At 40.3% G+C, this 22233-nt stretch carries 15 protein-coding genes; all 15 read left to right on the top strand.

What is annotated here, in order from left to right; translation table 11 throughout:
* The first annotated feature begins 5 nt into the window (after positions 1–5).
* The gene (locus BHF69_RS05650; RefSeq protein WP_075671715.1) at positions 6–947 is read left to right on the top strand and encodes a 2-hydroxyacid dehydrogenase; all 942 of its coding nucleotides are present in this window, start codon (positions 6–8) and stop codon (positions 945–947) included.
* Between the two features lie 201 nt (positions 948–1148).
* On the top strand, positions 1149–2012 hold the full coding sequence (locus BHF69_RS05645) for a metallophosphoesterase (RefSeq protein WP_075671713.1): 864 nt from the start codon (positions 1149–1151) through the stop codon (positions 2010–2012).
* Between the two features lie 3 nt (positions 2013–2015).
* Positions 2016–2777, top strand: a complete 762-nt coding sequence (locus tag BHF69_RS05640) for a segregation and condensation protein A (protein ID WP_075670092.1) — start codon at positions 2016–2018, stop codon at positions 2775–2777.
* Positions 2774–3373: an SMC-Scp complex subunit ScpB gene (scpB, locus tag BHF69_RS05635; RefSeq protein ID WP_083651087.1), complete on the top strand. Its 600-nt coding sequence runs from the start codon at positions 2774–2776 to the stop codon at positions 3371–3373. Before BHF69_RS05640 ends, scpB begins: the two co-directional genes overlap by 4 nt.
* A gap of 39 nt (positions 3374–3412) precedes the next feature.
* Entirely contained in the window at positions 3413–5161 is a 1749-nt protein-coding gene (gene ilvB / locus BHF69_RS05630) for a biosynthetic-type acetolactate synthase large subunit (protein ID WP_075670091.1), read from the top strand.
* Between the two features lie 21 nt (positions 5162–5182).
* The gene (gene ilvN / locus BHF69_RS05625; RefSeq protein WP_075671709.1) at positions 5183–5683 is read left to right on the top strand and encodes an acetolactate synthase small subunit; all 501 of its coding nucleotides are present in this window, start codon (positions 5183–5185) and stop codon (positions 5681–5683) included.
* A gap of 391 nt (positions 5684–6074) precedes the next feature.
* Positions 6075–7259 (top strand): acetyl-CoA C-acetyltransferase, encoded by a 1185-nt coding sequence (locus tag BHF69_RS05620; RefSeq protein WP_075670090.1) that lies wholly within the window; start codon positions 6075–6077, stop codon positions 7257–7259.
* 35 nt (positions 7260–7294) lie between these two features.
* Positions 7295–8080 (top strand): enoyl-CoA hydratase-related protein, encoded by a 786-nt coding sequence (locus tag BHF69_RS05615; RefSeq protein ID WP_075670089.1) that lies wholly within the window; start codon positions 7295–7297, stop codon positions 8078–8080.
* Positions 8081–8179: 99 nt separating this feature from the next.
* Positions 8180–9019, top strand: a complete 840-nt coding sequence (locus tag BHF69_RS05610; protein ID WP_075670088.1) for a 3-hydroxybutyryl-CoA dehydrogenase — start codon at positions 8180–8182, stop codon at positions 9017–9019.
* 81 nt (positions 9020–9100) lie between these two features.
* Positions 9101–10252 carry an acyl-CoA dehydrogenase gene (locus tag BHF69_RS05605; RefSeq protein WP_075670087.1) on the top strand — a complete coding sequence of 384 codons (1152 nt, stop codon included), beginning with the start codon at positions 9101–9103 and terminating at the stop codon, positions 10250–10252.
* A gap of 14 nt (positions 10253–10266) precedes the next feature.
* Complete coding sequence (locus tag BHF69_RS05600; RefSeq protein WP_075670086.1) at positions 10267–11049, top strand: electron transfer flavoprotein subunit beta/FixA family protein; 783 nt, start codon at positions 10267–10269, stop codon at positions 11047–11049.
* A 16-nt stretch (positions 11050–11065) separates the two neighbouring features.
* Positions 11066–12103, top strand: coding sequence for an electron transfer flavoprotein subunit alpha/FixB family protein (locus BHF69_RS05595; protein ID WP_075670085.1), 1038 nt, complete (start codon positions 11066–11068; stop codon positions 12101–12103).
* Between the two features lie 184 nt (positions 12104–12287).
* Positions 12288–13562, top strand: a complete 1275-nt coding sequence (locus tag BHF69_RS05590; RefSeq protein WP_075670084.1) for a hypothetical protein — start codon at positions 12288–12290, stop codon at positions 13560–13562.
* A 380-nt stretch (positions 13563–13942) separates the two neighbouring features.
* The gene (locus tag BHF69_RS05585) at positions 13943–18922 is read left to right on the top strand and encodes an Ig-like domain-containing protein (RefSeq protein WP_075670083.1); all 4980 of its coding nucleotides are present in this window, start codon (positions 13943–13945) and stop codon (positions 18920–18922) included.
* A 133-nt stretch (positions 18923–19055) separates the two neighbouring features.
* Positions 19056–22232 (top strand): Ig-like domain-containing protein, encoded by a 3177-nt coding sequence (locus tag BHF69_RS05580; RefSeq protein WP_075670082.1) that lies wholly within the window; start codon positions 19056–19058, stop codon positions 22230–22232.
* The last annotated feature ends 1 nt before the right edge of the window (position 22233 follow it).

Below are 22233 nucleotides of genomic sequence, written 5' to 3'. Positions count from 1 at the left end.
TAATAATGAATATCGTAATTTTAGAACCGCTTGGAGTTGCAAAAGAAAAATTGCTTGGCATGGGAAGAGAAGTGCTGGGTGATAGTGTTGATTTGATTTATTACGATACAAGAACCGAAGATGTGGATGAATTGATCGAAAGAAGCAAAGATGCAGATGTGGTAGTTCTTTCTAATTTTCAATATCCCAAGGCAGTTATAGAACACTGCGATCATCTGAAGATGGTCTGTGTGGCATTTACTGGAGTGGATCATGTGGATGTGGCATACTGCAAGGAACGTGGTATTGTGGTGTGTAACTGTGCTGGATATTCCACGGCTGCAGTTGCAGATCTGGTATTTGGATTTGTGATCGACCTGATGAGAAATATTCTGCCATGCAACGAGGTGATAAGAAAGCAGGGGACGAAAGATGGTCTGGTAGGATGTGAGCTGGAAGGTAAGAAATTCGGAATTATCGGTACCGGAGCGATCGGCATGAGAACGGCTAGAATCGCAGATGCCTTTGGCTGCGAAGTGTATGGTTATAGCAGAACAAAAAAGGATGTAGATTATATCCAGTATGTGGATTTAGAAGAACTGATGTCAATCTGTGATGTTGTATCCGTGCATGTTCCTTTCAATGAACAGACGAAAGGAATGATCGGTGCCAAAGAATTTGCATGCATGAAGGAAGGAAGCATCTTCATTAATACATCCCGAGGACCGGTGATCGATAGCCAGGCACTGGCAGATGTGTTGAATGCAGGAAAGATTGCAGGAGCGGGCATCGATGTCTTTGAAATGGAACCGCCAATCCCAGAAGAGCATCCATTGCTTACGGCGAAGAATGTGATCGCTACACCACATGTGGCTTTTGCAACCAAAGAGGCATTTGAGAAACGTGCAGTCATTGTATTCGATAATATTAAGAAATGGATGGAGGGAAATCCGCAGAACGTAATGTAACATAGAGAATCCTTTGGATTCAGAAGAGGAACAGAATGGCTTGTATTCCAATCTGTTCCTTTTTCTGTGGAGTGATTCACATGCTAGTGCTTGTTTTTTCATAGGTTTTCTAGTAAAATAGATTAAATAGAACCCATTCGGTTGTATAATAAAACGATAACCGAACAAAAGGAGCGGTAAAATTTGAGCAGTCTTACCAGAATGATAGAAAGTGTAGCCCTGTGTGGCGGTGTTGTTGCGGGAATCAGCTATTATGAGAACAGACAGATACGCCTGGAGGAGTATCGGATCGCTTCTGGATGTCTGCCAGAAGTCTTTGACCAGACGAAGCTGGTATTCCTATCTGATCTTCATAATCGATGCTTTGGAACGGATCAGGAGGAATTGATGAAAATCATCGATGTCATAGGGCCAGATATGATTTTGGTAGGAGGAGATATGGTCGTTGGCAAGCCTGGGATGACGACACAGACGGCGTATCATCTGCTTTCTCAGTTGGCAAAGAAGTATTCAGTGGTTGCAGCGGATGGCAATCATGAATATCGTATGAAGATTTATACGGACACCTATGGCAAACAGTACGAAGAGTACGTAGCTGCCTTGCGGGCATGTAAGGTTTCTTATCTTTCCAACCAGACTATAAAGATATGCAAGAAAGGAAGCAGCATTTGGATTACCGGGCTTTCTATAGAGCGAGAGTATTATCGGAGAGGATCTAAGACGGAGATGGATCCAGATTATCTGAATCGTACGATTGGAAAAAAAGAGCGTGGAAGATTTCATATTCTTCTGGCACATAATCCATTGTATTTTCCGGAATATGCTGAATGGGGTGCAGACCTTATCTTATCCGGGCATAATCATGGAGGGTGGATCCGTCTGCCGGTATTTGGCGGATTGGTATCGCCTCAGATGAGGTTTTTCCCTGATTATGACGCTGGATTATACAGACAGGGAGAGAGTCAGATGATCATAAGCAGAGGGCTGGGAACACACACATTTCCCATCCGGGTGAATAACTATCCGGAGATCAGTGTGATTACATTAAGAAAACTAAGGACATAAGATATGGGCATTGAAGTAAAATTAACAGCATTTGAAGGACCGCTGGATCTGCTGCTGCATTTGATTGAGAAGAATAAAGTAGATATCTACGATATTCCGATTGCGGTCATAACGGAACAATATTTGGAATATCTAGACGAGATGCAGCGGGCAGATATGGATAACATGAGTGAGTTTCTAGTCATGGCAGCGACCCTTTTAAGGATCAAGTCGCAGATGCTTCTTCCGAAGGAAGTCAATGAGGAAGGAGAAGAAGAGGATCCAAGGGCAGAGTTAGTCAAGCGGTTGATCGAATATAAAGTATATAAGTATGCATCGTCGGAGCTAAAGGATCTCAACGTGGAAGCAAATAAATGTATGTATAAGCTTCCTACACTGCCAGAGGAGGTACTTGCGTATCGGGAACCGATTCGTCCAGAGGAGATCATCGCAGGGCAGGGGATTACCCTTCTTCAGTTGAAAAAGACGTTTGAGTTCGTAATGAGGAAGAAGAGCAGTAAGTTAGACCCTATCCGAAGTCAATTTGGTGAGATTAGGCAGGATGAAGTAAAGATAGAAGATAAGATCATTTTTATTCGAGATAAGATAAAAGAATATAAGAAGATAGATTTTCAAAGCCTTTTAGAAGGACAGGCAACGAAAGTAGAGATCATCGTCACATTCCTTGCCTTGCTGGAACTGATGAAGATGGGGCAGGTCCATGTTTTCCAGGAGGATGTGGGAAGTAAGATTCTGATAGAAGAGATGGGAGAAGATTCATTATGATGCGAAGAAGAGGAATGATTGAGGGAATCCTGTTTTCCATGGGCGGTTCTGTGAAGAAGAAACAGCTGATGGAGGTACTGGATCTGAATGATCGGATGCTGTCGGAGCTTCTGGCACAGATGAAAGAAGATTATGAGAAAGAGGAAAGAGGCATTCAGCTGGTCGAACTGGAGGATTCCTGCCAGCTATGCACCAAGCCGGAATATCACGACGTGTTGATTCAAGTGGTAAAACAGCCGAAGAAATATCGACTTACGGATGTCATGATGGAGACTTTATCCATTATTGCCTATAAACAGCCGGTGACCAAACAGGAAATCGAAGCCATACGAGGTGTTAAGTGTGATCATGCTATTAACCGACTGATGGAATATAACCTGGTGTGTGAGGCGGGAAGACTGGACGCCATCGGAAGGCCGATTTTATTAAAGACAACAGAAGAATTTTTACGATGCTTTGGAGTAGAGAAGATTGATGATCTTCCGACGGTTGATCCTGCCATGATTGAAGATTTCCGGCAGGAGGCACAGGAAGAGATGAATTTTCCCATCGTTGCTGATCGAAAAGCGGAAGAGAATCTGGAATCTGAGAGATGAGGAAAGATTTAAAATATAGAAAGTTGGAGGGATAAGAATATGAAGAAAATTTCGGGAAATCAATTGCTGGTGAAGGCACTTATGGAGGAAAAGGTTGATACACTGTTCGCTTACCCGGGCGGATATGCTATTGATATTTTCGATGAGCTCTATAAGATAGATCACAATATTGAGATTGTCCTTCCGCGCCATGAACAGGGACTGATTCATGAAGCAGACGGATATGCTCGCTCCACGGGAAAGGTTGGAGTATGCTTAGTAACCAGCGGACCGGGTGCAACCAATCTGGTAACAGGAATTGCAACGGCAAATTATGACAGTGTACCTTTGGTATGCTTTACAGGACAGGTATCACTTCCATTGATCGGAAATGATGCATTCCAGGAAGTGGACATTGTAGGATGTACCCGTAATATTGCCAAATTTGTAATTACTGTCCGGAAGCGTGAGGATCTGGGACGAATTATAAAAGAAGCTTTTTACATTGCAAGAACAGGGAAACCAGGGGTTGTACTGGTAGATTTGCCAAAGGATGTTATGGCGGAGCTTGGAAATCCTGAGTATCCGAAGGAGGTCAATATCCGTGGCTATAAACCTCAAAAGAAGGTACATATCGGACAGCTTCATCGTGCCATCGGCATGCTTTATAAAGCCAAAAAACCATTATTCCTGATCGGAGGTGGTACCAAGATTGCCAATGCACATATGGAGATGAGAGAACTGGCGGAACTTACAGGAGTTCCGGTAGTATCCACCATCATGGGTATGGGAGTTATGCCAACAGACCATCCATTATTTATAGGAAATGCGGGAATGCATGGACGCTATGCGGCTAATATGGCAATTTCTGAATGCGACGTGCTCTTTTCCATTGGAACTCGTTTCAGTGATCGAATCACTGGTAAACTTGGGAAATTTGCGCCAAATGCAAAGATTATCCATATTGATATTGATACGGCATCCATCTCAAAGAATGTTACCGTGGATGTTCCATTGGTTGCTGATGCAAAGGATGCGTTGCGCGTACTGGTAGATATTGCAAGGAATCATAATAAAGTTGAGCATGCGGCTGAATTTTTAAAGGAGATTCGAAAATGGGATGAAGAGCATCCATTGGTAATGGAGACGAAAGGATACGGAGTGAATCCACAGACGGTCATCGAAACTGCCAATGAGCTGCTTCCAGATGCCATCATCGTAACTGATGTGGGTCAGCACCAGATGTGGGCAACTCAGTTTACAGAGATGACACATCCAAAACGTCAGCTGATCACTTCCGGAGGTCTGGGAACTATGGGATTCGGATTCCCGGCTGCCATTGGTGCATCTATGTCACACAGAGGTCAGCACGTACTCTGTTATTCTGGAGACGGAGGTGCACAGATGAATATCCAGGAGATGGCAACCGCTGTTCAGCAGGAGTGTCCGGTCATCTTTTGTATTTTTAACAATGGATATCTTGGAATGGTGCGTCAGATGCAGGACTTATTCTATGATAAGCGTTATGCCAGTACCTGTCTGTGCAAACGGCGTTCCTGCGAATATACCTGCAAGGGACCAGGAGAAGGATGCCCTCCTTATACACCGGACTTTGTAAAATTAGCCGAAAGCTATGGAGCAAAAGGAATCCGTGTATGGAATCAGGAAGAAATAAGGCCGGCATTCGAAGAGGCAATGAAAGAGACAACCGTACCAACCATTATTGAATTTATGGTAGATGCAGATCATCTGGTACTTCCTATGGTACAGGGTGGAAAAGCATTGGATGAAATGATTTTAGAAGGATAGGAGGAAGAGAACATGGGAGAAATGAAAAAAAGATGGATTTCTTTGTATGTAGAAAACCGGGTAGGAGTTCTGGCCCGGATCGCAGGCCTTTTTTCTGGAAAATCATATAATCTGAAGAGCCTGACAGTAGGAACTACCGAGGATGAAACCGTATCGCGAATGACTATCGCGGTAACCAGTGATGATGCTACCTTTGAACAGATCAAAAAGCAATTGAACCGAAGTGTGGAAGTAATCAAGGTTATGGATTATACGGCAGTTCCAATTCGCATGAAGGAAGTTCTTTTCATAAAAGTGAAGGGCTGCAGTCTTCAGGAGAAGAACGAGATCTTTCAGATGGCAGATGTATTCCGTTTTCGTGTGGTAGATTATGGTAAGGATAATGTGTTAATAGAATCTCTTCATACGGAAGGAAAGAATGATAATATTATCAATTTCTTCAACGATAAATTCAGTGGCCGGATTGAAGTGGTCAGAGGCGGTGGAGTTGCCATCGAGTCTATTTCAATTGTAGAACGCTAAAAGGTAGATGAATATCGAAAAGCTATGAGTTCTGATTGATTTGACTATCAAATTTGTTATTTTGTTGACAAAAAGACAAAAAGGCTAAAAACTCATTTGGAAAGAACCGGAAATGATGAAAGTATTTTCTGTGTAAATAATAGAAAACATTCAAAAAAATGATAGAAAAGTCATTGTATTAGAAAAAGTACAATTATAGTTTTTAGTAAAGATGTACAGAAAATGGCTTAAATAAGCCGTTTTTTCGACAAAAAATAGAGTTGTCAGTAATATGTTGTGAAAAAAATAGCATTGAAAACAAAAAGAGATTGTGATAATATTAACACTAAGAAAGGGTGTTACACCCGGACGAAAAAGTTATAGTTAAAGTTTATTATGGAGGTAACAGATTATGGCAAAGAAAGTTGTTATTGCAGGTGCATGTCGTACAGCAATCGGAAAAATGGGTGGAGGATTAAGCACAACTCCAGCACCAGTATTAGGATCTATCGTAATTAAAGAAGCTCTTAACAGAGCTGGCGTTGCACCAGAACAGGTTGATCACGTATACATGGGATGTGTAATCCAGGCTGGATTAGGACAGAACGTTGCACGTCAGGCATCTATCAAAGCTGGTCTTCCTATCGAAGTACCTGCAGTTACAGTTAACGTAGTTTGCGGTTCTGGTCTTAACTGTGTAAACATGGCTGCACAGATGATTCAGGCAGGAGATGCTGATATCGTTGTTGCTGGTGGTATGGAAAACATGTCCATGGCTCCATATGCATTACAGAAAGCACGTTTTGGATACCGTATGAACAACGGCGTTGTTGTTGATACAATGGTTAACGATGCATTAACAGATGCATTCAATAATTATCACATGATGATCACAGCTGAAAACGTAGCAGATCAGTGGGGACTGAAACGTGAAGAATTAGATGCATTTGCAGCAAGCTCTCAGCAGAAAGCAGTAGCAGCTCAGGAATCAGGAAGATTCAAAGATGAAATCGTTCCTGTAGAAGTAAAATCCAGAAAGAAAACTGTTATCGTAGATACAGATGAAGGACCAAGACCTGGAACAACAGCTGAATCTCTTGCAGGTTTAAGATGTTGTTCAGGAAAAGAAGGCGGTGTTGTAACAGCTGGTAACGCTTCTGGTATCAACGATGGTGCAGCAGCAGTTGTTGTTATGAGCGAAGAAAAAGCAAAAGAATTAGGCGTTACTCCTATGGCTACATATGTTACAGGAGCTCTTGGTGGAGTTGATCCTACTATCATGGGAGTTGGACCTGTAGCTTCTACAACAAAAGCATTAGCAAAAGCAAACTTAACAATCGACGATATGGACTTAATTGAAGCAAACGAAGCTTTCGCAACTCAGTCATTAGCAGTAGCTAGAGATTTGAAATTCGATATGAGCAAAGTTAACGTTAACGGTGGTGCCATTGCATTAGGACATCCTGTAGGAGCTTCTGGATGCCGTATTCTTGTAACATTACTTCATGAAATGCAGAAGAGAGATGCTAAGAAGGGTCTTGCTACTCTGTGTATCGGTGGAGGAATGGGTTGTACAACAATCGTTGAAAGAGACTAATTAATCATTGCCAATTTGGAAAGGAGAATCTACCAATGGGATTCGTTACATATGAACAGGAAGGTTTTGTAGGTTTAATCACAATTAATCGTCCAAAAGCATTAAATGCGTTAAATAGCGAAGTATTAAAAGACTTAGAAGCAGTGATCGATGCTGTAGATTTAGACAACACAAGAGCACTGATTTTAACTGGAGCAGGAGAAAAATCTTTCGTAGCTGGTGCTGATATCGGAGAAATGAGCACATTAACAAAAGCAGAAGGAGAAGCATTCGGTAAGATCGGTAATGATGTATTCCGTAAGATTGAAACTCTTCCAATTCCAGTTATCGCTGCAGTGAACGGATTCGCTTTAGGTGGCGGATGTGAAATTGCTATGAGCTGTGATATCAGACTTTGCGCAGACAATGCTATCTTTGGACAGCCTGAAGTTGGTTTAGGAATCACACCAGGTTTTGGCGGAACTCAGAGATTGGCTCGTATCGTTGGTGTTGGTAAAGCAAAAGAGATGATTTACACAGCATTCAACATCAAAGCTGATGAAGCTTATAGAATTGGATTAGTGAATGCAGTTTATACACAGGAAGAATTACTTCCTGCAGCTAAGAAGATGGCAGCTAAGATCGCAAGCAACGCACCAATCGCAGTTCGTGCATGTAAGAAAGCAATCAACGATGGTTTAGATGCTACAATGGATGATGCTATCGTAATTGAAGAAAAATTATTCGGAAGCTGCTTCGAATCTGAAGATCAGAAGAACGGAATGTCTGCATTCTTAAATAAGCAGAAAATCAAAGATTTAGGTGGATTCCAGAATAAGTAATCAAACAGCTAATAAAACACCTTCAGTTCTCTTTCTATATGTATGGAAAGAGAACTGAAGAAATATACAAATTATAGTATTTTCTAGGAGGAAAAGAACATGAAAGTAGGAATTATCGGCGCAGGTACAATGGGTAGCGGTATCGCTCAGGCATTTGCTCAGACAGAAGGTTATGAAGTATGTCTTTGTGACATCAATGATGAATTTGCAGCAAACGGAAAAAATAAAATTGCAAAAGGTTTTGAAAAACGTGTTGCAAAAGGAAAAATGGATGCTGATAAAGCAGAAGCAATTCTTGCAAAAATCACAACAGGAACAAAAGAAATCTGTGGAGATTGCGATTTAGTAGTTGAAGCTGCAATCGAAAACATGGAAATCAAAAAACAGACATTCAAAGAATTACAGGATATCTGCAAACCTGAATGTATCTTTGCAACAAATACATCTTCTTTATCTATCACAGAAATCGGTGCAGGACTTGATCGTCCAATGATCGGTATGCATTTCTTTAACCCAGCTCCTGTAATGAAGCTTGTTGAAGTAATCGCTGGTATCAATACTCCTGAAGAAGTAGTTGATAAAATTAAAGCAATTTCTGAAGAAATCGGAAAAGTACCAGTTCAGGTTGAAGAAGCTGCTGGATTCGTAGTTAACCGTATCTTAATCCCAATGGTTAACGAAGCAGTTGGTATCCTTGCAGATGGTGTTGCTTCTGTAGAAGGTATCGATACAGCTATGAAATTAGGTGCTAACCACCCTATGGGACCTTTAGCTTTAGGTGATTTAATTGGTTTAGATGTTTGTTTAGCAATTATGGAAGTATTATACAATGAAACAGGCGATTCTAAATATCGTCCACATCCATTATTAAGAAAAATGGTACGTGGTGGCAAATTAGGTCGTAAGACAGGTATCGGCTTCTACGATTATAGCAAATAATAATTGTCGGATGGCAATTTAAATATCTTTCGAAAGTAATCCGCGAAAGAGAGTAAGAAATTAATTATGGAGGAATATAAGATGGATTTCACATTAAGTAAGAAACATGAAATGGCAAGATCTTTATTCAAAGAATTTGCTGAAAACGAAGTTAAGCCTCTTGCACAGGAAACAGACGAAAACGAACAGTTCCCTGAAGAAACTGTTAAAAAGATGGCAAAAGCTGGCTTCATGGGTATTCCTGTTCCTAAAGAATATGGCGGACAGGGCTGCGATCCTTTAACATATGTAATGTGTGTTGAAGAATTATCAAAAGTTTGTGGTACAACAGGTGTTATTGTATCTGCACATACATCTTTATGTATCGATCCAATCCAGACTTATGGTACAGAAGCTCAGAAACAGAAATATATCCCAGATTTAGCATCCGGTAGAAAATTAGGTGCTTTCGGTTTAACAGAACCAGGTGCTGGTACTGATGCTCAGGGACAGCAGACAAAAGCTGTTTTAGATGGTGACGAATGGGTAATCAACGGATCCAAATGTTTCATCACAAACGGTAAATATGCTGACGTTTATATCGTAATCGCTGTTACTGGCGTTGTTGAAAAACGCGGAAGAAAGATGAAAGAAATCTCTGCTTTCATCGTTGAAAAAGGAACTCCAGGATTCTCATTCGGAACAAAAGAAAAGAAAATGGGTATCCGTGGATCCGCTACATATGAATTAATCTTCGAAGATTGTCGTATCCCTAAAGAAAACCTGTTAGGTAAACAGGGTAAAGGTTTTGGAATCGCTATGCACACATTAGACGGTGGACGTATCGGTATCGCTTCTCAGGCTCTTGGTTTAGCTGAAGGTGCATTAGAAGCAACTATCGCTTATGTTCAGGAAAGAAAACAGTTCGGTCGTTCTATTGCTAAATTCCAGAACACACAATTCCAGATTGCTGATATGGCTACAAAAGTAGAAGCAGCTAAATTATTAGTATATAAAGCAGCAATGGCAAAAGCTACTCAGAAAGTTTACTCTGTAGAAGCAGCTATGGCTAAATTATATGCAGCAGAAGTTGCTATGGAAGTAACTACAAAAGCTGTTCAGTTACATGGTGGTTACGGATACATCAGAGAATATGATGTTGAACGTATGATGCGTGATGCTAAGATTACTGAAATCTATGAAGGTACTTCTGAAGTACAGCGCATGGTTATTTCTGGAAATATTATTAAATAAGGGAGGTACTTATCGTGAAGATCGTTGTATGTGTAAAACAGGTACCTGATACTAAGGGTGGCGTTAAATTTAACCCAGATGGTACATTAGATAGAGGCGCAATGCTTACAATCATGAATCCAGATGACAAAGCAGGATTAGAAGCAGCATTAAGATTAAAAGATCAGTATGGTGCAGAAGTTACAGTATTAACGATGGGTCTGCCTAAAGCAGAAGAAGTTCTTCGTGAAGCTATGGCTATGGGAGCAGACAAAGGAATTCTTGTAACTGATAGAGTATTAGGTGGAGCTGATACATGGGCTACATCTACGACTATTGCAGGTGCAATCAGAAACTTAGATTATGATTTGATCATTACAGGACGTCAGGCTATTGACGGTGATACTGCTCAGGTAGGTCCTCAGATTTCTGAACACCTTGATATTCCAGTAATCTCTTACGCACAGGATATCAAAATCGAAGGCGACAGCGTAATCGTTGAACGTCAGTACGAAGACAGATATCATGTAGTAAAAGCAAAAATGCCATGTCTGGTTACAGCATTGGCTGAATTAAATGAACCACGTTACATGACACCAGGTGGAATCTTCGATGCTTTCGAAGCTGAAATTACTACTTGGGGAAGAAAAAATCTGAAAGATGTAGATGATTCTAACTTAGGTTTAAATGGATCTCCTACTAAGATCGCAAAAGCTTCCGATAAAGTAAGAAAAGGAGCAGGAGAAGTTGTAACTCTTGATCCGGAAGAAGCTGTTGACTACCTTATGGGTAAACTGAAAGAAAAACATGTAATTTAGGAAAGTGGTGAATATAATGGGATTAGAACAATATAAAGGTGTATATGTCTTTGCTCAGCAGGTAGATAATGAGTTAAGCGGCATCGCTTTTGAATTACTGGGTAAGGCAAAAGAATTAGCAAAAGACTTAGATACAGATGTTACAGCAGTATTGATCGGTAATAACGTAAAAGGATTAGTTGATGAATTAGCTGCATTTGGTGCAGATAAAGTTATCGTTGTTGACGATCCAGAATTAGAAGTATACAGAACAGAACCATATGCACATGCATTATCTTCTGTAATCAATGAATACAAACCTGAAATCGTATTAGTTGGTGCTACAGCTATCGGACGTGACTTAGGTCCTCGTGTATCCGCTAGAGTAGCTACAGGTTTAACAGCTGACTGTACTGTTCTTGAAATTGGTGATTTCCCACTTGTTGCAAGACCAGGTCAGGAACAGAAACACAACCAGTTATTAATGACTCGTCCAGCTTTCGGTGGTAACACAATCGCTACAATCGCTTGTCCTGATAATCGTCCTCAGATGGCAACTGTTCGTCCAGGTGTTATGCAGGCAATCGACAGAATCGAAGGCGCTAAAGCAGAAGTAATCGAATACAACCCAGGATTTACTCCAGATAACAAGTATGTAGAAGTACTGGAAGTTGTAAAATCTGTTGTTGACGTTGTAGATATTATGGATGCGAAGATCCTTGTATCCGGTGGACGTGGAGTTGGTTCTCCAGAAAACTTCCAGATCTTAAAAGATTTAGCAGAAGTATTAGGTGGAGAAGTAAGCTGCTCTCGTGCAGTTGTTGATAACGGCTGGTTACCACGTGATCTTCAGGTAGGTCAGACAGGTAAAACTGTTCGTCCTCAGGTTTACTTTGCAATCGGTATTTCTGGAGCAATCCAGCACGTTGCAGGTATGGAAGAATCTGATATCATTATTGCAATCAACAAAGATGAAACAGCACCGATCTTCGAAGTAGCTGATTACGGTATTGTAGGAGATTTAAATAAAATCGTTCCTGCATTAACAGCAGCTTTAAAGGCTGAATTAAACTAATTTAGATTGCCATAATCTTTTATAATAAAAGAGTACCCTGACAGGGGTGCTCTTTTTTGTTACATAAGAAATTCGACAGATTTCTTATGCAACAAAAAGTGTCATTAAAAGCGAACTTGTTGTTATGAACTGCCTATGTTATAATATAAAAGTAAATATAGCAACAGAAAGGAGAATTACAAATATGAAAATCTTCAGAAGAATATGCAGCTTAGGACTGATATTTTCGTTGTTCATGAGTATGACAGTATTTGGGGCGGATACTTCTGCTAATGTAAGTGGAAGAAAAGAGTCGGATACAAAATGGGATTTATCTGATGTGAAAGCTTCCGATGCTTTGGTCGATCAATTGAGCAGGAGAACATTAAAAAATGCTTCTAATGTAGGAAGCAGTCAGGAAATGGAAGCCGGTGTTGTTTACACATATGCAAAATTAGAAGAGTATATGGCAGATGAAGATCATCTGACGGTTTTTGCCATGAATACAAAAGGTCAGGTAGAAGATTGTACATTTACTGCTGGTTATAGCGGAAAGTTTTATCTGGAAGTGCTTGCAGGTAAGAATAATGAGGGGCGAGCAAAAGTTGATATTATCAGAGATTCCGATAATGAAAGAATCGGCACTATGACATCGAGTCTGGAAGCCAATCAGGCAGTAAAAGGTTTTGTTCCTGTTGTAAAAGGTAAGAAGTATCATGTTCGTTTTACTGATGTATCCTCTTCTTCTGCCAATGGAGCATATGGAGCCATTGGATGTATCATTTCCAGCTCCACATCCAGAACCTTTGCATCTTCTTATGCCAGCAATAATTTTAGTATTGGAGCCGGTACCAACTCAAGCGGCAATCAGCTTACTTCCTATTGGAAGAAATACGTTTCTAAAAAAGGACGTTTGGCTGTAACAGCAGCTGATATCACAGATGCAGACTATAATGTATATATAACCTTGTTGGATAGCAAGAAGAACGTAGTTTCTTCTAAAATTGCCTTAAAGGATCAGACGGCATATTTTGGTGTGTCAGGGGATAAGAATTATTATGTAAAAGTTCAAACCAGTGCACCAATTTATGGAATCAAGTGTAGCAGGACTTCTTACAGCTCTACTCCAGGAACTTCAAAATCCAAGGCAACTAAATTATCCAAAGGATCTTCTAAGAGCAGTACGCTGGCAGCGTCTACATCTTCCAGCAGCAGCCATTGGTATAAGATCACCTTATCCAGCCGTAAGAATCTGAAGATGGATTTTGCTGGATATGTATCTCCAGGAGCTTCTGTGAAGATGGAACTTCGTAAGAGCAATGGGGATGTTATGAGAAGCCTGAAGATTACAGGGAAAAAATCCGCGAAGATGGAAGCTTATATCAAAGGAACCAATGTACCAAAGGGAACCTATTATATTAAGATCTCAAAGGTGAGCAGTAAGTCCAGTGCAGCATATAAACTGACGTATACTTATTAGAAGTTATAAAAATAATGAAAAAGGGAGTCTGATTCTTCAGATTCCCTTTTGTTATACTATGATAAGACATTCTTAAAATTTTTTATCATAGTGTGTCTCAGGAAATATTTGCACAAAAAAACAAGGATTTGCCAGCGAAATAATTGACAAAAATACTAAGAGGTATTATACTAAACATTGGATTGTGTGGAAAATTATTTTATCGTTTTTTCATAATTAAATTAGAAAATAATCATAAATTTAATTTTCTGTCATATGTATAAAGTCATAAATGGGAGGGGCCTTTTGACTGGTTAGAAAGGGGTTGTATACTAATCACATAAGACTCGACTAGTTTATGAATAAGCAACTGCGAACAAAGCATAAAAGAAGGGAGAAACATGAAAAGAAGATTTAACAGAGCGATCTCATTCTTGCTTGCATTTATTATGACTGCAAGTATGGTTTCGTTTGATGCTTTTGCGGAACCTGTAGTAGATGCAGCTGCTCAGGCAGAAGAAATTGCTGCTGAGGCAGAAGAAGCTGTAGAAGCAGATTCATCAGAAAGCACAACAGAAGCAAAGAGTGAAGAAACAACAACCAAGGAAGCATCTTCCAAATCAACTAAAAAAGCTGTGAAGAAAGCAAACAGCGAAGAAAAAGATGCAAAAGAAGCGATCCAGGATGGTATCTTCAAGGATCGTGATCAGACAACTGTTGATCTTTCTGATTACAATCTGTCAAAGAAAGAAGCAAAATCTCTGACAAATGATGTATTAGAAGATAGCAACGCAGATACCTTAGTTACGACTACTTACGAAACCGATGATGATGGGAATGTAACAACGATGGAAGTTGAGATGGATCCAGAGCTGGAACTTGCTTATGACCAGTTGGATGCAGCCAATGAGAACGCAGATGATTCTGATAATGAATACACCATCGAAGATGTATATGCTGCATATGCTGAATACCAGAAGTTCATCGATAGTAATCCAAAATACTTCGGGTTGACAGTTCCTTATAATACACAGAAGGATGCAGTGGGAACCATCAATTCTATGTTGACACTTGCAAGCATCAATCCAGACTATGTTGCAGCTGGTGTTGTTCCAGCGGATGACCTGATGGGCATGGTTCAGTTATTCCATCAGGGGAACCAAATGGCAGTTCAAAATATGGGTGAAGATCTGCTGAAAGCAAAAGACGAAGCGATGAAGTGTCTCGATGATGATATGAGCGATGTAGAAAAGCTTTTGGCATTAAATGACTGGTTAGCAGACTACTGTACCTTTGATATGGCTTATCTCATGGATATGGATGCTCCAAGTCAGAAGGGACATGTGCCTACCGAAGACGAACAGATGCAGGAAACCATAGCAGGTGTATGGAAGGGTAACCAGTTTGGTGCACTTGTAGAACGAAATAGCGTATGTATGGGATATACAGCTGCATATGCATATTTAGTTCAGTGGGCTTTCCCAGAAATCTATGCTCAGTTAGATGAGAACGGTAACGTGAAGAAAGATGAAAATGGCGATATCGTTTGGAAGAGTAAGAACGAAGTAAACTACGTATTAGATGAAGACGGTAATGTGAAGAAAGATGAAGATGGCACACCAATTCTTAACAAAGATGGATATATGGTTGACTATGTTCGTATTACCTTCGATGCAGACGTTACTATGTTCGGTGAAGAACAGGAAAAATTCGATTCTGACCATTACTGGAATGCTGTAAAGGTAAATGGCAAATGGTATTATGTTGATTCAGCCTATACTGATATCTATATTGAATGTATGTCACGTGACCGTGTAGAGACAGACGGTAACATGAACCACTTATATTTCATGTTCAGCGATGATACTACAAGAGATCTGTATAAGAAAGATAAAGATACAAACTTCTATTCTAATATTGATACTCTTTATAAAGGAGTTGCAACAGATAAGACTTATGAGGATGCATGGTTTGCATTTGCTAAGAGTCCGGTACACGAAGAAGAAGATAAATGGTATTATTTCTATGATTCTACCGATGTTATCGATACTATGAATAACTATGGCGGTATGAGTCAGGGAACCAATTCTGCATCAGCATCCAAGGCTTCTTCTAATAAAAAAGCTGAGAATGACTATGGCGATATCATGGGTCAGGATACCGAATATAAGCTGGTTTACCATGATGGAAGCAAAGCAGATTCTGATGACAGCTTTGAGACATTAGTGGACTTTAACAATGGTCAGGTATACAATCCAGAGACAAAGGCAATGGAAGACAATGCTCTGATCAAAGAATTGTATGCAGAGCATGAGAAGTATGTAGAAAGATATCCTTCTGTTGCAATTTCAGGAGATGTTTATGACGGTAAATTCTACTTCAATATTGCAAACTGCATCTGCAGCTATGACCTTAATACAGGTAAAGTTGAAAAATTAATGGAATATAACGATGTATATGCAAACCGCGATATGGATGTAGCATTAGGCGGAATGGCATTTACAGTATCCGACAGTGGTACTCACCATGTTAAGAATAACCCAATCGCATCTATGACCATCAAGAATGGTAAGATGTACGTATCCATCGCTACAAACTTCGGATGGATTTCTGGTAAATCTTCTATGTATGACGATTCCAGCGATGGTTATGAATTTGAAGAAACTAACTTCACGAAAGGATATAATTCCTACTTTAACTACAATAATGAAACAAATGATAACGATGAATTCATGTGGAGTGCAAACTTTGTTGATACTCTGGATATGAGCCATGTGGCAGGTGATAGCCACACCTACGCTGCAACAACTGTATCTGCAGATTGTACCCATGATGGATTTACAGAAGAACGTTGTTCTGAATGTGGTATGATCAAGGCTGATTCCAGAACTGTTTCTGAAGATGATAAAGCTCTTGGACATCACTACTCCAAGATGAATGAGACATATTATACAAAAGATGAAGATACAGGAGAGTTCAATACAGGAACGACTTATGTATGTATCTATTGTAAGGATGCGCAGGATTCTATTCCAGAGGGAGAAGAATCTTGTACTTATGGAGAACCTGAATTTAAATGGAGCAAGAACCATAAGACATGTACGGCTACTTTAACATGCCAGGATCCAGACCATCAGGCAGCAAAAGATGTTCTTGACTGTGCACAGCCATTGGTAGAGACAGCAACTGGTGATGCGATTACCAGCGATAAGAAGGAAGGATATAAGTGTGATGAAGATTCAACCATCACTTATACAGCAAAATTCAGTACCAATGGTAAAGATTATGAAGCAACTGAGACAAAGACAATCGAAGCTGCTAAAGGACATGAATATGGTGATCCTGTCTTTACATGGTCTAAGGTAATGGAAAAACAGCAGGATGCTCAGGGCAACGAAACAGAAGTTCAGACTGGATGGAAGTGTGATAAAGTAACGATCACATGTAATGTTTGTGACAATGAAGAAACTGCATCCGGTGATGATGTGAAAACAACAGAGGAAACCAAGACAGAAGCAACCTGTACTGCAGATGGAGAAAAAGTTTTCACTGCAACTGCTACTTTAAATGGTCAGACTTATACAGATACAAAATCCTTTACCGTAGCTTCTCCTGGACATCAGTATGATTTCCAGAATCCAACCTTCAAATGGGCAGATGATTATTCTAGCTGTAAAGGTACTTTAACATGTGCTGTTTGTAAAGAAAAGAAAATGCACTATAACTGTGCAGTATCCGATAATAAAGCAGACATTGATTATGACTGTGAAAAGGGTGGAACAATTACTCATACAGCTACTTTCTATGTAATGGGTAACCCAATTAGTGGTACCAAGGACGAAGTGATCGAACCTAAGAGTCATGCATATGATCAGGAAAAGAATCCTGTTCAGTTTACATGGGCAGATGATGCTTCTTCTTGTAAAGCATTGTATACATGTAGCGACTGTGGCAAGACAACAGACGTTGATGCTAAAGTAGAAAAAGATACAGAAAAATCTGTAGCTCCTACATGTACTGAAAAAGGGAAAGACGTATTCAAAGCAACTGCTTCTGTAGAAGGAGTGGAAGGATCTGAAGCAACAAGTGAAAAAGAAATCGAAGTTGCAGCCAAAGGTCATAGCTATGATCTGGAAAAAGATCCAGAATTTACATGGGCAGAAGATAATAAATCAGCAACTGCAAGCTTTGCATGTACAGAATGTGACCATAAAGAAGTCGTAGACTGTGATGTCACTTATAAATCTGAAGGAGCAACCTGTACAGAAGCTGGTACGGTTACTTATACAGCAACTTGTGAATTTAATGGAAAAACATTCACAGGTACAAAGACAGTAGACGGAAAGCCTCTGGGACATGATTACAGCAAACATACCTTTGAATGGGGAACAGATGAAGATGGTGCATATGTTGTTTATGCAGACTTTGCATGTAGCAGATGTGATGATGTTCAGCATGAAAAATGTGCGGTAACACATGAAACAACTAAGGAAGCTACTTATGTAGAAAGCGGTGTAGAAACCTATACAGCAACTTGCGAATTCGAAGGAAAGACTTATACAGATACAAAAGAAGTTGAGATTCCAAAATTAGATGCAGAAGCAAAAATGAGCAAATCTTCTGTAACCGTTTATGCTACCGCTAAGACTACACTGACATTAAGCTCTAAATATGAAGATGATAAGATTGTTTCTAATAAGACAGCAGATACAGCTTATGCATCTACATCCAGAAGTGGTAATAAGCTTACGATCACTGGTAAGAAAGCAGGTAAGACTTCAGTAACTGTGAAGACTGCTTCTAACGAAACCATTAAGATCAACGTAACCGTTAAGACTCCTTCTGTGAAATTAACAGCTACAAAAGCTCCATTACAGGTTAAGAAGTCTACAACAGCAATTAAAGTATCCAGCAAGATTTCTACAGACGCTATTTCATCTGTAAGCTCTTCAAGCACATCACGTGTAAAGGCTTATAGAGTGAAAACTTCATCTGGTAACTATTCTACAACTGGTATTAAGTTAGTTGCTCAGAGTAAGACTGGAACAGCCACTATTACTGTTAAGATGAAGAGTGGTGCCAAAGCAACCTGTAAAGTAACCGTTCAGAAATCTGCAGTAAAAGTTACCAGCGTTTCTGTACCAAGTACCAGCGTTACTTTAAGATTAGCTGGAGCAAATAAGAAAACAACTTATAAGATTGCAGCTAAGAGATATCCGGTAACTGCTACAAGCAAGATTACTTATTCTTCTTCTAATAAGAAGGTAGCAACGGTAACCAGCAGCGGAACAATCACAGCTAAGAAAGCAGGTAAGGCTACAATTACTGTAAAATCTGGTACAAAGACTAAGAAGATTACAGTAACTGTAAAATCAAAATAATTCTTAGGATGAAAAAATAAAAAGCCGATTTGGCATAACCAAACGAAGGGAGACAATGAGAGACATTGTTCTCCCTTGCTTGGGTTATATAAAAAAGCTTTTCTAAATGATAACTTGAAAGGATGGTAGTCGTATGAAAGGATATGGAAAAAGAATATCTGCATGGATACTCGCCATTCTTCTGACAGTAAATATGATATCGCCTGATGTCTGGGCTGAAACCGAAAAAAGTGAAAAGCAGACATCTGATATAGAGATTTCTGCAGAAGCGGCGGTAGAAGAGGCAAAGAAGGGCGATGATGAAGGTCTGGCAGCGGTTTACGAGGAATTGCAGGAACGGAATGAAGAGGAAGAAGAACCGCTCAGCGATGATGAATTAAATGAGGTTCTGGCTCACTATGCCCAACTTCAGAAGCTATTTGAAGAAAATCCGGATTATCTTGGAATTGCAGTACCGTTTTTCCTGGATAAGCAGACAGAAGAGACACCACTTGGAGCCATTGAAGCGGTAATTGTGGACGGCTCCGATGAGATTACTCTGGAGGTATTGGATCAGACTATATTAGGGATGATTCAATCTTTACAGGCATATATTCAGTATTATGGAGATCAGCTGTTAGCTGTCCGTGATCAGGCGCTGGCTGCGCTGGATGATGATATGTCTGACATGGAAAAATGTCTGGTATTGCATGATTTTCTGGCCAACTGGTGCGAATTCGATGTGGCTTATCTGGAAGCGGATGAGCTTGGATTGGATAACAGCAATGTGGATGGATTTATGAAAAGTACCGTATTTGGGGCTTTGGTAGATCGAAGTGCCGTATGCATTGGATATGCAAGTGCATATGCTTATTTGGTACAGTGTGCATTTCCAGAAATCTATAAAAATGCGGATGGAACCTGGAAGACTAGGGAAGAGATCGGCGATGATTATATGATTGATATTGCCAAGATCAAGTCTCCAGAGCGCCATTATTTTAACGCAGTGAAATTAGATGGACAGTGGTATTACGTAGATACCAACTTTGATGATATTATGGTTCAACACAAGCAGGGAGTTCGGGTGGAATCCGAAGGGAACCTTCACCATATTTATTTCTTATATTCCCATGAGAAAATGCTGAAGCTGGAATATAATACTGACGATAATATTGATACTGCTTATAAGGAACTGTGTACCGATGATTCTTATGAGAATGCATGGTTTCGGACCATCAATACACCAATTTCTTATGATGAAGATAACTGGTACTTTGTCCGGGGACAGGTGGATACGCGCAAAAAGCCTGCAGGAACTTATGTGGACAAAGAAGACCAGATGATCGCGCGAAATAGAAAGACAGATGAAGAAACAGTCTTGATCGATTATAAGACTGGACAGGTAAAGGGGCTGGATGGAACAGAATTGGGAGAAGATTCGGAGATTCTCAATGAGTATCAGGCGGATCTGATCTATAACCGGATTTATGCCGGTCTTCAGCACACCCTCTGCTTATATGACGGAAAGATATATTTTAATATGGGCAATAAGGTATTTTGTTATGACATGGACAGCGTTAAGATTTCTCTGTTCAAGGAATACAATCAGATTTCCGCTAAGCGAGATCCGGATGTAAGATTCATTGGCGATTCCTTCTATACTACCGATGAAGACGGAGAGGATGTAGCATTTACCATCAACGATCGTCCACTTTCCAGTCTCTATATTGATTCAGAAGGAAAGATGATCGCATTTCTTGCCACCAACTATACCTACGGATCTGAGGAAAAATATTCGGTAGAATCCAAGAATTACCGTCCATCCTATGGATCCTTTGGAGAGAATCGGGGAACCGATGACCTGTTCCTGTGGTGTGCCAATGTAAAAGACATTACCGATATGGATCATGCACTGGGAAGTGAACATGAATTTGAGAAGATTACCATCAAGCCTACCTGTATCCACAAAGGCTACGAGGAGTTGAGATGCAGCCAGTGCGGCATCAGCCAAGCAGGAAGCAGAGAAAATGATACAGATAAAAAGCCACATCACTATGTTTATGATGAAAAGGAAGAGACCAATATCTGTACGATGTGCGGTTTTGCGGATCGTGAAGCAAAAGAGCATAATTATGGAAAGCCAGAATTCGTCTTTGCATATGAGAAAGCCGATGGAAATGTTACCTGTCAGGCAGTCTTTACGTGTACAGAATGTGATAATGTAAAAAAGGTTGATTGCAAGGTAAAACAGGAAATGCTTCGGGAAAGCAGCTGCGGAGAAGAAGGGCTCATACGTGCCAAGGCCAGCTGTGAGTTTCAGGGAGAATCTTATGAAAAGACAGAAGTAGTGGATATAGATGCATTGGGTCATGAAGATCAGGAGTTGCAGACAGAATTTATCTGGTCCGATGATAAGTCCTTGTGCTATGTGCATTTTGCCTGTGATGTCTGTGGTAAGGAATGGAATATCCAGGCAGATATTAAAAAAGATATTCAGGATGCTACTTATTTTGAAGAGGGAAAAGCGGTCTATACTGCTTCCTGCCAGTTTGAAGGAAGAACCTATGAAGACAAGCAGTCAGAGGTAATTCCAGTGAAGAAGGCAGAGGCTAAGCTGGACCAGAATATTTACCGACTCTATACCACTGAAAAGACGAAGGCAAAGCTGATTTCCAATTATGAAGAGGATGGATTTGTCTCCATAGAATCCTCTGATGAAAATGTTGCAAAAGTATCAAAATATGGTACAATTACTGCAGTTTCCCCTGGAACCGCAGAGATTACTGCAGAAACTAAGACTGGAGAAAAGGTAGAAGCCGTTGTGGTGGTGAAGATACCAAAGGTGACTTTAACGGCTACGTCTGTACCGCTTCAGCTTAAAAAGTCAACCACAGCCATTAAGGTTAAGAGTAAGATTGCTACGGATGAGGTGAAGAAATGGTCTTCCTCCAATTCATCAGTGGCATACGTATCACAGTCCGGCAAGATTACTGCCAAAAGAACTGGAACTGCCAAGATTACCGTAACCATGAAAAGTGGCGCAACGGCAACCTGCACCGTTAAGGTACAAAGTTCTCCGGTGCGTACCACCAAGCTATATGTGAATCGAACGGGAGTTACCTTATCCATGAGTGGTACAAAGACATTTAAGATCGTTGCGACCAGGTATCCGATTACCTCTCTGGAGACGATTACCTATAAATCATCCAGCACCAGTGTTGCGACCGTCAGCAAATACGGTACGATTACAGCAAAGAAGGCTGGTACAGCGACGATTACCGTAACCTGCGGCAGGGTAAGCAGAAAAATAACAGTGACAGTAAAAAAATAAA

Origin of the sequence: Anaerostipes sp. 992a (genome assembly GCF_001940245.1) — a bacterium.
GTDB lineage: Bacteria > Bacillota > Clostridia > Lachnospirales > Lachnospiraceae > Fimousia.
The sequence above is the reverse complement of the archived record's forward strand: the minus strand, read 5'-3'. Positions and strand labels throughout refer to the sequence as shown.